This window comes from Micromonospora solifontis, assembly GCF_003725545.1.
GTDB classification, from domain to species: Bacteria; Actinomycetota; Actinomycetes; order Mycobacteriales; family Micromonosporaceae; genus Micromonospora; species Micromonospora solifontis.
Genome location: NZ_RJLN01000005.1, coordinates 85,128 through 97,611, shown reverse-complemented (window position 1 = coordinate 97,611; position 12,484 = coordinate 85,128). Strand labels below are relative to the sequence as shown.

The following is a 12,484-nucleotide window of genomic DNA, read 5'->3' as shown; positions in this document are numbered from 1 at the left end:
CCACGCCCGCCGGCCGCCGGCCAGCGCCCGTCGCGGACGAGTGAATTGTTCGTGACATCAGCTCGACAGGCGGCGCATACCCGGGTCCGCCCTCACGGATACGCCCGGCTGGCCGTTCCGACGGTCAGGCATACACTGGCCGGGTGAGGCAGACCAGGTGATCAGCGAAAGCGCGCCGTCCGCGGCGTACGGTCACGTCTGCCTCGCCTACGACGAGCCGGCCGCGCTCGACGCCCGGGCGGTGCCGTTCCTCGCCGCCGGGCTCGCGGCCGGGGAGCGGGTCGCCCTGATCGCCCCGGGTAGCCGCGACGAGCTGGCCCGCCGCCTGGGCCGGCTGCCCGGCCGCGACGCCGCGCTGCGCCGGGGTGCGCTGCGCCTGCTCTCCATCGAGCAGATGTACCGCTCCGACGCGGTCATCGACCCGCTGGCGCAGGTCCGGGCGTATGACGCCGCCACGACGGAGGCCCTCGCCGCCGGGTACGCCGGCCTGCGGGTGCTGGCCTACGCGACCCCGCTGGTCCGCACCCCGGCACAGCGCGACGCGTTCACCCGCTACGAGCACCTCATCGACCGTTTCATGCGGCACCGGCCGATGTCGGCGATCTGCGCCTACGACCGGCGCGAGCTGGGCGACGCGGCGATCGCGGAACTGGCCTGCATGCACCCGGAGACCAACGCGGACGTGTTGTTCCGGCTGCACGCGACGGCCGGTGAGGCGGTCGTGGCGCTCGGCGGCGAGCTGGACCCGTCCAACCACCGCCTGTTCGCCGCCGCGTTGGATCGGGCCGACCCCCGGCCCGCCGACGGCCGGCTGGTCGTCGACGCGACCGGGCTGCGCTTCGTCGACCATCGCAGCCTGCTGCACCTGCGCGACCACGCCCGGCGGCACGGCGCGACGCTCGTGCTGCGCACCGCCCACCCCGCGGCCGCCCGGCTGGCCGAGCTGCTGGACCTCCCCGAGGTGCGGGTGGAGGTGCGGCGATGAGGACCGGGGCGGCGGCCGGCCACGTCGGCTACTACCACGAGGCGATCCTCTTCGACTCGGAGGAGCACCTGCTCGCCGTGGTGGTGCCGTTCCTGCTCGGCGGCGTCGAGGCCGGTGAACCGGCGGTGGTGGGCTTCGGCGCGCGCAACGCGGAGCTGGTCCGCCGCGCCCTGCCCGCCGGCTCCGGGGTGACCTTCCTGCCCGGCGGCGATGTCTACGCCCGCCCGACCTCGGCGATCCGGGCGTACCGGAAGCTGCTGGCGGGGTACGTCGCCGAGGGCGCGACGCAGATCCGGATCGTCGGCGAGCTGCCCCCGCAGACCCTGGGCGCGACCTGGGACTGGTGGGCCCGCTACGAGGCGGCGATAAACCACGCCTACGACGACTTCCCGCTCTGGAGCATGTGCGCGTACGACACCCGGGTCGCCTCCCCGCAGGTGCTGGCGGATGTGGCGCGCACCCACCCGCGGGAGGCCCGGCCGGACGGCAGTCACCTGCCCATCGGGGACTACACGGAGCCGACCAGCTTCCTGGCCGAGCCGCGGGCGATGCTGCTCGACCCGGTGCAGCGGACGGCCCCGCTGGTCGAACTGACCGACCCGACCGCGGCCGAGGCCCGCGCCGCCGTCCAGGCCGCCGACCGGGGCCAGGTCCCGGCCGACGATGTCGAGGACCTGAAGGTGGCGGTCAGCGAGATGGTGACCAACGCGCTGCGGCACGGCCAGCCGCCGACCCGGATGCGGCTGTGGAGCGGGCCGGACCGGATCGTGGTGACCGTGCAGGACCGGGGCGACGGCCCCAAGGACCCGTACGCCGGCCTGCTGCCGGCGGGCGACGGCGCGACGGGCGGGCTCGGGCTGTGGATCAGCCACCAGTCCTGCAACCACGTGGCGCTGCACCGGCACGACGACGGCTTCACCGTCCGGCTCACCGCCGGGAACCCGTACTTCCCGGTCTGACCGGCTCAGCCGTCGGTGAGCACGACGTGCAGCCGGCGCGGGCCGTGCACGCCCTCCACCCGGCTCAGCTCGATGTCGCTGGTCGCCGAGGGACCGCTGATCCAGGTGAGCGGGCGGCCGGGGGTGAGCCGGTCGAGCGCCTCCGGCACGATGCCGACCACCTGTGCCGGGCGGACCACGCAGACGTGCAGATCGGGCAGCAGGCTGAGGGCCCGCCGCCCCTGGTCGGCGCCGGCGTCGAGGACGATCGTCCCGGTCTCGGCGACGGCAACCGCGGCGGCGGTGAGCACCGCGTCCAACCCGGCCAGCCGTGCGGCGGGCAGGTCCTCGTCGACCACCACCTCGACGGTGCCGGGCCGCCAGTCGGCGGGCAGCCCGGCCGGCACCACCAGGGTCCGCGCGCCGGCGGCGGCGAGGATCGCGGCGACGGTGCCGGCGACGTCCGCGCCGGCCGCCCGGTGCACCTCGGCCCGGTAGTCGACCAGCCGCTGGCGCAGCAGCTCGACCAACTCCGGGCGGCCGGGCGGCCGGTCACCCTGCCGGCGGGGCACGGGCCCCGGCGCGGGTACGACCGGCGGCGCCCCGGCCAGGGCGGCACGCAGCCGGGCCAGCACCTCCTCCCGGGCGCTCACGATCCGCTCCCCCGCTCGGCCCACCACTGCCGGAAGGTCTGCGGGGGCGCGGCGGGCAGGTCGCGGCTCGCGGTCCAGCCGTTCAACGGTGGTGGCAGGGCCCGGCCGGCGACCCGCCCGAGGCCCGCGGCGCGCTGTGCGGCCGCGTACAGCCGGGGATGGTCCATGGTGTACGCGGCCGCGGCCATCGCCGCCGCCTCCGCCCGCGGGTGGGGTGCCTGGCCGCGCAGGTGGACCAGGATCGACGGGATGTCGATCAGCACCGGGCAGGCGTCGAAGCAGGCACCGCAGAGCGACGACGCGTACGGCAGGGAGGCGTTGTCGGCGACCCCGGTGAGCTGCGGGGAGAGCACCGCCCCGATCGGTCCCGGATAGACCGAGCCGTAGGCGTGCCCGCCGGTGCGTTCGTAGACCGGGCAGACGTTGAGGCAGGCGGAGCAGCGGATGCAGTGCAGGGCCTGCCGGCCGACCGGGTCGGCGAGCACCGCGCTGCGGCCGTTGTCCAGCAGCACCAGGTGCACCTGCCGCGGCCCGTCGCCGGGGGTGACCCCGGTCCACATGGAGGTGTACGGGTTCATCCGCTCCCCGGTGGAGGCCCGGGGCAGCAGTTGCAGGAACACCCCGAGGTCGGCCCAGGTGGGAATGACCTTCTCGATGCCCATCACGGTGATCAACGTTTCCGGCAGGGTCAGGCACATCCGCCCGTTGCCCTCCGACTCGACGACCGCGAGGGTGCCGGTCTCGGCGACGGCGAAGTTCGCCCCGGACACGGCCACCTTCGTGCTGAGGAACGTCTGGCGCAGGTGCCGGCGCGCGGCGGCGGCCAGCGCGGCTGGCTCGTCGGTCAGGTCGGGATCGACGCCGGGCATCTCCCGCCGGAAGATCTCCCGGATCTCCGCCCGGTTCCGGTGGATCGCCGGCACCAGGATGTGACTCGGCTTGTCGTTGCCGAGCTGCACGATCAGCTCGGCGAGATCCGTCTCGACCGGTTCGATCCCGGCCGCCTCGAGAGCCTCGTTGAGACCGATCTCCTGCGTCGCCATCGACTTGACCTTCATCACCCGGTCGGCGCCGGTGGCCCGGACCAGTTCGGTGACGATCCGGTTCGCCTCGACCGCGTCGGCCGCCCAGTGCACGACGCCACCGGCCGCGGTGACCGCCGCCTCCAACTGCTCGAGCAGCTCCGGCAGCCGGGCCATGGTGTCGGCCTTGATCGCCCGGCCGGCGGCCCGCAGCTCCGCCCAGTCCGGCACCTCGTCGATCACCGCCCCCGACTTGGCCCGGATGGTGGTGGTGGCGTGCCGCAGGTTACGGCGCAGCTGCGCGTCGCCCAACGCCTTGCGGGCCGCGGCCGGGAAGGGCTCGTCGCCCCGCAGGTGCCCGACCCCGGCCGGCGCGGTGGTGGGCATGCCCAGGAAGGTCCGCACTCCGCTCACCCCCTCGTCGTTCCGACCGTCCCGGTGGCGGCCAGGATCTCCGCCAGGTGCACCGTCCGTACCCCCGCCCGCAACCGGGACAGCCCGCCGCCGATGTGCATCAGGCAGGACGCGTCCCCGGCCGTGCACACGTCGGCCCGGTTCGCCAGCACGTTGCGCATCTTGTCCGCCAGCATCGCCGTCGACGTGTCCGCGTTCTTCACCGCGAACGTGCCGCCGAAGCCGCAGCACTGCTCCGCCTGCGGCAGCTCCACCAGGTCCAGCCCGCGCACCGCGCGCAGCAGCCGTAGCGGCCGGTCCCCCACCCGCAGCATCCGCAGCGAGTGGCACGTCGGGTGGTACGTCACCCGGTGCGGGTAGTACGCGCCCACATCGGTCACGCCGAGCACGTCCACCAGCAGCTCGGACAGCTCGTACGTGCGCCGGCCCACCTCCTCCGCGCGGACCGCCAGCCGCTCGTCCCCGGCCCGGCGGGCCACCATCGCGTGCTGGTGCCGCACCGACCCCACACAGGATCCCGACGGCGCCACCACCACCTCGTACGGGGCGAAGGCCCGCACGTGCCGGCGGACCAGCCGCAGCGCCTCGTCCGGGTAGCCGGTGTTGACGTGCATCTGCCCGCAGCAGGTCTGGTCGGCGGGGAAGACGACCTCGTGGCCGAGGCGCTCCAGCAGGCGTACGGTCGCCTTCGCCGCCTCGGGGAAGAGCGTGTCGGCGAGACAGGTGACGAACAGGGCGATCCGCATGTCCAGCCCTCCCGGGTCGGGTCCGGATCCGCCGAGGACGGGGTGGGGCTGGGACCCGCGCGCCGACGGCGGTACCGTTGCGCCTCATCATGCCCTTTGGGGCGGTCATCCGCCGGCCTGGCGCTGGCGAACCGACGGAGGATGGCGAATGTCCAACGGCGAGGAACCGTTCGCACCCCACGACGACGCGTCGGGGCGGCCGAGGTTCGAGACGGCGTTGCGTGGCTACGAGAAGCGCCAGGTGGACCGGTACGTCGAGCAGCTGGACCGGGACCTGTCGGCGGTGACGACCGACCGGGACCGGGCGTACGCGCAGGCGCGGGAGCTGACCGCGCAGTTGCAGCAGCTCCAGGCCGAGACGGCCGAGCTGCGGCAGCGGCCGGCCCCGGTGGACCGGGCGTCCTTCCGCGACCTCGGTCCGATGGTCGACCAGATCCTCGACCTGGCCGAGCGGCAGGCGGGGCAGATCACCGAGGCCGCCGGCAAGCGCGCCGCCGACCTCCAGGCCCAGGCCGAGAAGGTGCTGGCCACGGCCCAGGAGGAGGCCGCCCGGGAGCGTCGCGAGCTGGACGAGGAGCTGTCCACCCGCCGCGCCGAGGCGGAGCGGGCGGACGAGGAGCGGCGGGCCGCCGCGCAGGCGGAGCTGACCGCGATCCGGGAGCTGGCCGAGAAGCTGCGCGCGGAGGGGCAGGCCGCCCACGACCGGGCGCAGCAGGAGGCGAAGCGGATCACCGAGCAGAGCGTCCAGCAGGTCGAGCAGGCCCGCTCGGCGTCGGAGGCGCTGGTGAAGGCCGCCCGTACCCAGATCCAGCAGGAGGTGCAGGCGAACCGGAGCAAGGCCCAGCAGGAGCTGGCCCAGTGGCAGGCCACCATGGCCCGCGAGCTGGACGAGCGGCGGGCCGCCGCCGAGCAGGAGCTGGCCGACCGGGCCAGCGCCGCCGAGCGGGACATCGCCGCCCTGGTCGCCGAGGCCCAGGAGTACGCCACCGAGGTCCGCGAGCGGGCCGACGAGGAGAACGCCGCCCACCAGGAGCAACTGTCCACCGTGCAGCAGGAGATCCAGCAGCGGCAGGAGAGCCTCGCGCAGCTGCGGACGGAGCTGGACTCGGTCACCGAGGAGCTGGAGCGGACCCGGCGGGAGATCGGGACGGTCGAGCAGGAGGGTGCCGCGCTGGAGGAGCGGTTGGTCGAGGTGCGCCGGGACCTGGCCGCCGAGACCCGGCGGCTGGAGGACGCGCGGCGGGCGGCGGACCTCGCCGAGCAGCACGCCAAGGAGACCCGGGCCCGGGTGCAGCGCGAGGCGAAGCGGGTCGCCGACCTGGCCGCGGCGGCGGTCATGGCGGCCGCGGCGGGCGGCGGGGAGACCGCCGAGTACCCGACGGTGGCGGCGCGGACACCGGCCGAGCCGGTGGTCCCCGCGTCGGCGGAGCGGCCCGCCGTTCCCGCACCGGCGGAGCGGCCCGCGCTGCAGCCGGTCCCCGAACGGGCGGCCCTGGACGGCGGCAGCTTCAACGCCTTCGCGGTGCGGACGCCGGCGCCGCGTACCGCCCCCGAGGCGGAGACCAGCGGCGAGCCGACCGCCGGCCCGGACGCCGGGGTCCCGGCCAACGCTTGACCGCCTGTCCTGACCGGCGTCGCACCGGCGCCGGTCAGGAACCGGCCGGCCCGCCGGACCGCACGTGCATTCTGCAACCGGCCGCCTCCGGGCCTTGCCCTCGACCTTGAAGCATGTCAATATTTGATCACTTTGCGTGTGTCTCCGAATTCGGGGGGTTGATCGACGTGCGGAAGGTTTCTTCGATCGGGGCGGCCGTCCTGCTGACCGTCGCCGGCACGGGCGTCGCGGTGATCGGCGCGGCGGCGCCGGCGAGCGCGACCTGCAGCCACTACCACACCAACATCGACAACAAGTACGGCCAGCTCTTCAACGGCAGCAACATCAACATCCGCACCGGGCCGCACACCAGTTGCGGGTCGCTCGGTTACGGGCAGCTCAGCCACAGCGTCGACTTCCACTGCTTCACCAGCGGCGACCGGGTCAGCGCCAACGGCCACACCACCTACACCTGGACGTACCTGAAGGACACCACGACCGGGGTGTCCGGCTGGGTCGCCGACGCCCTGCTGGACGGCCTCGGCAGCGGCATCGCCTGCTGACCGGCGCCCCGCGTCGGTGGAGCCGAGCGGGCAGGATGGCTGGCCATGAGCAGCATCGAGCGCATCCTGTACCCGCCGGTCGAGCCGTACGCCACGCACCGGGTCGCGGTCGGCGACGGCCACGAACTGTACGTGGAGGAGGTGGGCCGCCCGGACGGCGTACCGGCGGTCTTCCTGCACGGCGGCCCGGGCGGCGGCCTGGTGCCCGCGGCCCGGCGGTTCTTCGACCCGGACCGCTACCGGGTCGTGTTGTTCGACCAGCGCGGCGCGGGCCGCAGCACCCCGCCGGGCGGCCTGCGCGGCAACACCACCTGGCACCTGGTGGACGACCTGGAGGTGATCCGCGAGCGGCTCGGCATCGACGCGTGGCTGGTGTTCGGCGGATCGTGGGGTGTCACCCTCGGCCTGGCGTACGCGCAGACCCACCCGACCCGGGTCACCGGGCTGATCCTGCGCGGCGTGCTGCTCATGCGCCGCGCCGAGCGGGACTGGTTCTACCAGGGCGGCCTGCGCCACCTCCAGCCGGAGGAGTGGGAGCGGTTCGTCGCGCCGATCCCGGCGGCGGAACGGGACGACGTGCTGGGCGCGTACCACCGGCGGCTGCACGGGCCCGACGAGGCCGAGGCGCGGGCCTGCGCGGCGGCGTGGGGGCGGTGGGAGGCGGTGAACTCGTCGCTGGTGCCGGACGCCGGCCTGCTCGACCACTTCACCGCCGACGCGCACGCCCTGCCGATCGCCCGGATCCTGTCCCACTACGTCTGGCACGGCGGCTTCCTCGACACCGACACGCAACTGCTCGACGGGGTGGACCGGATCCGGCACCTGCCCGCCGTCATCATCAACGGCCGCTACGACCTGTGCTGCCCGCCGGTGTCCGCGTACGACCTGGCGCGGCACTGGCCGGAGGCGGACCTGCGGATCGTGCCCGACGCCGGGCACTCGGCGGCCGAGCCCGGCATCGCCGGAGCGTTGCTGCGCGCCACCGACGAGTTCGCCGCCCGGCTCGCCGGATAGGTTGCCCCAAGCGCCGGCCGCTCACCGGGAGTGAGCAGCGGAGGCCAGCAGCGCGCGGATCGCGTCGCCGATCACCGGGTCCACCGGGAACCGGGCCGCCAGCCAGTCCAGGGTCACCCGCGCCGCCGCCCGGTTGTGCCGGTACCCGGGCACCATCTCGACGAGCGGCAGCACCTCCGGTGGGTACGCCCGCTCCACCCGCCGGCTCGGGTCGAACGGGTCCCGCCGGTGCGCGGCCGCCTCCGGGGCGGTCAGCCGCAGCAGCGCCAGCACCCGGTCCACCGCGTACGACTGGATGAACCGGGACGCGGTGAGCCGCTCCCCGCGCAGCTCGCGGTGCAGGCCCACGTACAGGTTGGTCAACGCCTCGCCCAGGTGGAACTCGACGGTGTCGTACGGCGTGGCGGGCCGGGGCGGCGGGCCGCACTCGGCCAGCCCGGCCGGGGCGTCGGCCCGCTGCCACACCACCCGGGCACCGGTGAACGGCAGCCGGGCCAGCTCGTCGACGGTGAAGACCGCGTACTCGACGAAGATGCCGTCGGCGTAGAGCGCCTTCCGCCCGTTCCGCTCGTTGCGGAAGCTGTACGCCACCGGGCAGGGCGCCGCCAGCCAGTCGACCGAGTCGACGTATCCGGCCACCGCCCCGTCCGCGACGACGAGGAAGAAGTCCAGGTCGGAGTGGGCGTCGAGGCGGTCGTGCTCGGCGCCGGCGGACCCGAGGCCGAGCAGCGCCAGGGTGTCCGGCCGGGTGGCGAGATGGGCGGCGAGGTCGTCGAGTCGACGCAGCATCGGGTGCATCCGTCGTCCCTTCCGTGAAGAGTCGACGTTTCAGCCCGTACGGCCCTGCACCGCCGCCGGGGTCGCGACACCGATGCCGCCCATTCTGGCCCGCCCGCCGCCGTGGCGCACCCCCTGCCCGGCCCCGTAGCGGTCGGGTTTCCGTCGGCCGGGCGACCCCTCGTGAGCTACCCCGGCGGCGCCCGCCGGTGGCAGGATCGACCGGGTGACGGGTGCGCTGTTCGCGGTCAGTGATCTCCACGTGTCGTACGAGGAGAACCGCACGGTGGTCGACCGCCTGCACCCGGAGTCGCCGGACGACTGGCTGATCGTGGCCGGCGACGTGGCCGAGCTGTTCGCCTCGGTCGAGGAGACGCTGCGGCTGCTCCGCGACCGGTTCGCGCAGGTGATCTGGGCACCGGGCAACCACGAGCTGTGGACGCACCCGTCCGATCCGGTGGCCCTGCGCGGGCAGGAACGCTACGCGGCGCTGGTCGCGATGTGCCGTGGCCTCGGCGTGCTGACCCCGGAGGACGACTACCCGGTCTGGCAGTCCGAGGACGGGCCGGTGGTGGTGGCGCCACTGTTCCAGCTCTACGACTACTCCTTCCGCGCCCCCGGCACCAGCACGAAGGAGGAGTCGCTGCGCCGGGCGTACGACGCCGGGGTGGTCTGCACCGACGAGGTGCTGCTGCACCCGGACCCGTACCCGGACCGGGAGTCGTGGTGCTGGGCCCGGCTGGCGGAGACCGAGCGCCGCCTGGCCGCCGTCGACCCGACCCTGCCGACCGTCCTGGTCAGCCACTGGCCGCTGGTCCGCCAGCCCACCGAGGTGCTCTGGTATCCGGAGTTCGCCCAGTGGTGCGGCACCGAGCGCACCGCCGACTGGCACGTCCGGCACCGTGCGGTCGCGGCCGTCTACGGGCACCTGCACATCCCCCGCACCACCGAGTACGACGGGGTGCGCTTCGAGGAGGTGTCGCTGGGCTACCCGCGTGAGTGGCGCCGCCGGGGCGGGCAGCCGCAGCCGATGCGCCGGATCCTGGGGGGCAAGCAGTGATCGAGACGCTGCTGCCGCCGGCGGTCGTGTCCGTCCACGCGTTCGCCGACATTCCGGGTGAGGCCCCGTACCCGGGCGAGCAGGACCTGGTCGCGAGGGCCGTGGAGACCCGCCGCCGGGAGTTCGTCACGGCCCGGCGCTGCGCCCGGGAGGCGCTGGGCAAGCTCGGCCACGTCCCGGGTCCGATCCGTTCCGGCCCGCGCCGCGAGCCGGTGTGGCCGGCCGGCGTGGTCGGCAGCATCACACACTGCGCCGGCTACCGGGCGGCGGCGGTCGCCCGGGGCACCGACCTGGCCGGGCTCGGCATCGACGCCGAACCGCACGAGGCGCTGCCCGAGGGCGTGGGCGAGACGGTGACCGTCGGCGGCGAGCCGGACCTGCTGCGCCGGCTCGACCGGGAGGACCCGACCCGCCACTGGGGCCGGCTGCTGTTCAGCGCGAAGGAGTCGGTCTACAAGGCGTGGTATCCGCTGACCGGGCGCTGGCTCGGCTTCGAGGACGCGGAGCTGTCCATCGACCCGGCCGGCGGCGGCTTCACCGCCCGGGTGCTGGTCGACGGCGGCCGGATCGACGGCGGCCCGCCGCTGGCCGTGTTGCACGGCCGCTGGCTGATCGCCCGCGGCCTCATCGTCACGGCGGTCACCGTGCCCCGCTGACCGCCACCGCGCCGACGACCCGCCGCAGGTCACGCACCATCGGTCGCACCTTGGGTGACGCTGGGTGATGGTCGGGAGGCCGACCCGGCCCGGGTATTGACTGTGACCTGATGCACACCCTTGAATTCGACTGGTCGGGGTCGTGTTCCCACCGGAACGGTCGTCGGGGTGGCGGTGAGTGCGGTGGAGAGCGGGGTACGCGAGCGCCGCCGCAGGACGGCGCTCAGCGCCGCCCTGCACGCCGTCTCACACTCGGTCGCCGTCGTCTACTGCCTACTGACGCTCACGCAGCCCCACCGCGACCCGATGCTCGCCGCGTACGGCTGCGCCCTGCTGGCGGGCATCGCGGGTTTGTGGGCGGCGACGCGGGTGACCACGAAGGCGTCCGGTTACCGCGTCTCGTTCACCCTGCTGATGATCACGCTGGTGGTCGCGGCGTTCGGCGCGTACTGGGACGGCGGCGTGACGTCACCGGCCGCACTGGGCTTCGTGACCACGGCCGTCTTCGTCGCCGGCTACACCCCCGAGCTGCGCCTGATGCTGGGACTGGAGGTGCTCACCGTCGGGGCGTACCTCGCCGTCGCCACCTTCCGGCCGGCTCCGCCCGGGTACGTTTTCGTCTACGTCTCCGGCATGCTGGTCCTGGTCTCCGTGTTCGCCACGCAGACCCGGACGCTGGCCCGCCAGCGGTCGCAGTTGCGGGCCCTCGCCTCGCTGGACCCGCTCACCGGTGCGTTGAACCGGCGCGGGCTGGCCGAGTTCGCCCGGCACCTGTTCCGCAACGGCTGCCGGCCCGGGCCGTCCCTGCTCTGCCTGGACCTGGACAACTTCAAGCTGGTCAACGACCGCCACGGCCACGCCGCCGGGGACGACCTGCTGCGCCGGGTGGTGGCGGTGGCCCGGGAGGCGCTGCGGGCCGAGGACGCGATCGCCCGGGTCGGCGGCGACGAGTTCGTCGTCGTCCTGGCGGACACGGACGAGAGCACCGCCCGGACGGTCGCGGCGCGGCTCGACACCGCGGTAGGGCAGGTCGCCGGCATCAGCATCGGCGCCGCCACCGCCCCGGCCGACGGGGACACCCTGGACACCCTGATCCGGGCGGCCGACCGGCACCTCTACCGGGCCAAGCAGGAACGCCGCCGCGCCGCCGAGGGCCGGCCCCTGCTGTCCGGCCGCTCCGACGTGCCCGGTTAGCGCACGCCGCTCTCCACCATCCCGGTCGGCGGCGCGGCCATGGTCGCCATGGCCCGCAGCAGCTCGGCCGTGGCGGCGTCCGCCGGGAAGAACGTCTCGATGGAGATCTCGTCCAGCGTGACGTCGCGGGGCGAGCCGAACATCGTCATCGTGTAGAGCAGCGCCAGCTCGCCGTACTCGGTGGTGAACCGCAGCGGGACCACCAGGTCCTCGGTCGGCGCGGCGCCGCCGGCCGGCTCCGGCGCCGGATAGCTCTCCAGTTCCGCCAGCAGTTCCGCCAGGCCCTCGGCCGCGGTACGGGCGAGCTGCCGGCGGACCCGGCGCAGCACGTGCGCCCGCCACTGGGCGAGGTTGACGATCCGCCGGGACAGGCCGTCCGGGTGCAGCGTCGCCCGCAGCACGTTGACCCGTGGCGTGCGCAGCTCGGCCGGCACACCCTGCAGGAACATCGCCATGGCCTGGTTCGCGGCGAGCAGTTCCCACCGCACGTTGACGGCCAGGGCCGGATTCGGTTCGTGCCCGGCGAGGACGGCCTCGACGGCGGCTCGGGCGACGCCGAGATCGGTGAACGGCCGCTCGGGGTGCACCGGCGCGAACCCGGCGGCCAGGTAGAGGGCGTTCCGCTCCCGCAGCGGCACGTCCAGCTCCTCGCAGAGCCGCTCGATCATGCCGCGGCTCGGGTTGGCCCGTCCGGTCTCGACGAAGCTCAGGTGCCGGGTGGACAGCTCGGCCGACACCGACACGTCGAGCTGCGACCGGCCCCGCCGCTCGCGCCAGCGCCGGATCAGCACGCCCACCGGTTCGGTCCTGGTCATGGCACCAGCCTCACCCGCCCAGGGACGCGGGGCAATGACCTCGGAGGTAATCG

At 74.6% G+C, this 12,484-nt stretch carries 13 protein-coding genes; 8 read left to right on the top strand and 5 right to left on the bottom strand.

Annotated features, from left to right (window positions below; genetic code table 11):
- Window positions 1–157: 157 nt before the first annotated feature.
- Together EFE23_RS03345 and EFE23_RS03340 are read left to right on the top strand one after the other, a co-directional pair.
- A complete protein-coding gene (locus EFE23_RS03345) occupies window positions 158–985 on the top strand; it encodes an MEDS domain-containing protein (protein ID WP_123239388.1) in 828 nt (275 codons plus the stop codon).
- The gene (locus tag EFE23_RS03340) at window positions 982–1,944 is read left to right on the top strand and encodes a sensor histidine kinase (protein ID WP_123239387.1); all 963 of its coding nucleotides are present in this window, start codon (window positions 982–984) and stop codon (window positions 1,942–1,944) included. Before EFE23_RS03345 ends, EFE23_RS03340 begins: the two co-directional genes overlap by 4 nt.
- 5 nt (window positions 1,945–1,949) lie before the next feature.
- On the opposite strand, the gene EFE23_RS03335 is transcribed toward EFE23_RS03340, so the two are convergent.
- Genes EFE23_RS03335 through EFE23_RS03325 form a run of 3 tightly spaced genes read right to left on the bottom strand, consistent with a single transcriptional unit; the run spans window position 1,950 to window position 4,758 of the window.
- Window positions 1,950–2,576 (bottom strand): LutC/YkgG family protein, encoded by a 627-nt coding sequence (locus EFE23_RS03335; RefSeq protein WP_199736897.1) that lies wholly within the window; start codon window positions 2,574–2,576, stop codon window positions 1,950–1,952.
- Window positions 2,573–4,003, bottom strand: a complete 1,431-nt coding sequence (locus tag EFE23_RS03330; RefSeq protein WP_233600842.1) for a lactate utilization protein B — start codon at window positions 4,001–4,003, stop codon at window positions 2,573–2,575. Before EFE23_RS03330 ends, EFE23_RS03335 begins: the two co-directional genes overlap by 4 nt.
- Window positions 4,004–4,008: 5 nt before the next feature.
- Complete coding sequence (locus EFE23_RS03325; RefSeq protein ID WP_123239385.1) at window positions 4,009–4,758, bottom strand: (Fe-S)-binding protein; 750 nt, start codon at window positions 4,756–4,758, stop codon at window positions 4,009–4,011.
- A 148-nt stretch (window positions 4,759–4,906) separates the two neighbouring features.
- Between EFE23_RS03325 and EFE23_RS03320 the strand changes: the two genes are divergently transcribed.
- The 3 genes from EFE23_RS03320 (at window position 4,907) to pip (ending at window position 7,929) form a co-directional block, all read left to right on the top strand.
- Entirely contained in the window at window positions 4,907–6,373 is a 1,467-nt protein-coding gene (locus tag EFE23_RS03320) for a hypothetical protein (protein ID WP_123239384.1), read from the top strand.
- A gap of 167 nt (window positions 6,374–6,540) precedes the next feature.
- Window positions 6,541–6,915 carry a hypothetical protein gene (locus tag EFE23_RS03315; protein ID WP_123239383.1) on the top strand — a complete coding sequence of 125 codons (375 nt, stop codon included), beginning with the start codon at window positions 6,541–6,543 and terminating at the stop codon, window positions 6,913–6,915.
- A 45-nt stretch (window positions 6,916–6,960) separates the two neighbouring features.
- A complete protein-coding gene (gene pip, locus EFE23_RS03310; RefSeq protein ID WP_123239382.1) occupies window positions 6,961–7,929 on the top strand; it encodes a prolyl aminopeptidase in 969 nt (322 codons plus the stop codon).
- 21 nt (window positions 7,930–7,950) lie between these two features.
- Here pip and EFE23_RS03305 read toward each other — a convergent pair whose 3' ends face one another.
- Complete coding sequence (locus EFE23_RS03305; RefSeq protein ID WP_158675823.1) at window positions 7,951–8,718, bottom strand: hypothetical protein; 768 nt, start codon at window positions 8,716–8,718, stop codon at window positions 7,951–7,953.
- Window positions 8,719–8,932: 214 nt separating this feature from the next.
- On the opposite strand from EFE23_RS03305, the gene EFE23_RS03300 reads away from it, so the two are divergent.
- From EFE23_RS03300 to EFE23_RS03290, 3 genes are all read left to right on the top strand, one after another.
- Window positions 8,933–9,766, top strand: coding sequence for a metallophosphoesterase family protein (locus EFE23_RS03300; RefSeq protein WP_123239380.1), 834 nt, complete (start codon window positions 8,933–8,935; stop codon window positions 9,764–9,766).
- Window positions 9,763–10,422: a 4'-phosphopantetheinyl transferase family protein gene (locus tag EFE23_RS03295; protein ID WP_123239379.1), complete on the top strand. Its 660-nt coding sequence runs from the start codon at window positions 9,763–9,765 to the stop codon at window positions 10,420–10,422. Before EFE23_RS03300 ends, EFE23_RS03295 begins: the two co-directional genes overlap by 4 nt.
- A gap of 168 nt (window positions 10,423–10,590) precedes the next feature.
- Window positions 10,591–11,616: a GGDEF domain-containing protein gene (locus EFE23_RS03290; RefSeq protein WP_123239378.1), complete on the top strand. Its 1,026-nt coding sequence runs from the start codon at window positions 10,591–10,593 to the stop codon at window positions 11,614–11,616.
- Here the strand turns inward: EFE23_RS03290 and EFE23_RS03285 are convergent.
- On the bottom strand, window positions 11,613–12,431 hold the full coding sequence (locus tag EFE23_RS03285; protein WP_123239377.1) for a helix-turn-helix transcriptional regulator: 819 nt from the start codon (window positions 12,429–12,431) through the stop codon (window positions 11,613–11,615). The genes EFE23_RS03290 and EFE23_RS03285 overlap by 4 nt on opposite strands.
- Window positions 12,432–12,484 lie beyond the last annotated feature (53 nt).

Excerpts from the sequence above, each read along its gene's own strand:
- EFE23_RS03340 (WP_123239387.1), top strand. The coding sequence starts at position 982 with ATGAGGACCGGGGCGGCGGCCGGCCACGTCGGCTACTACCACGAGGCG.
- EFE23_RS03325 (WP_123239385.1), bottom strand. The coding sequence starts at position 4,758 with ATGCGGATCGCCCTGTTCGTCACCTGTCTCGCCGACACGCTCTTCCCC.
- EFE23_RS03320 (WP_123239384.1), top strand. The coding sequence starts at position 4,907 with ATGTCCAACGGCGAGGAACCGTTCGCACCCCACGACGACGCGTCGGGG.
- pip (WP_123239382.1), top strand. The coding sequence starts at position 6,961 with ATGAGCAGCATCGAGCGCATCCTGTACCCGCCGGTCGAGCCGTACGCC.
- EFE23_RS03305 (WP_158675823.1), bottom strand. The coding sequence starts at position 8,718 with ATGCTGCGTCGACTCGACGACCTCGCCGCCCATCTCGCCACCCGGCCG.
- EFE23_RS03285 (WP_123239377.1), bottom strand. The coding sequence starts at position 12,431 with ATGACCAGGACCGAACCGGTGGGCGTGCTGATCCGGCGCTGGCGCGAG.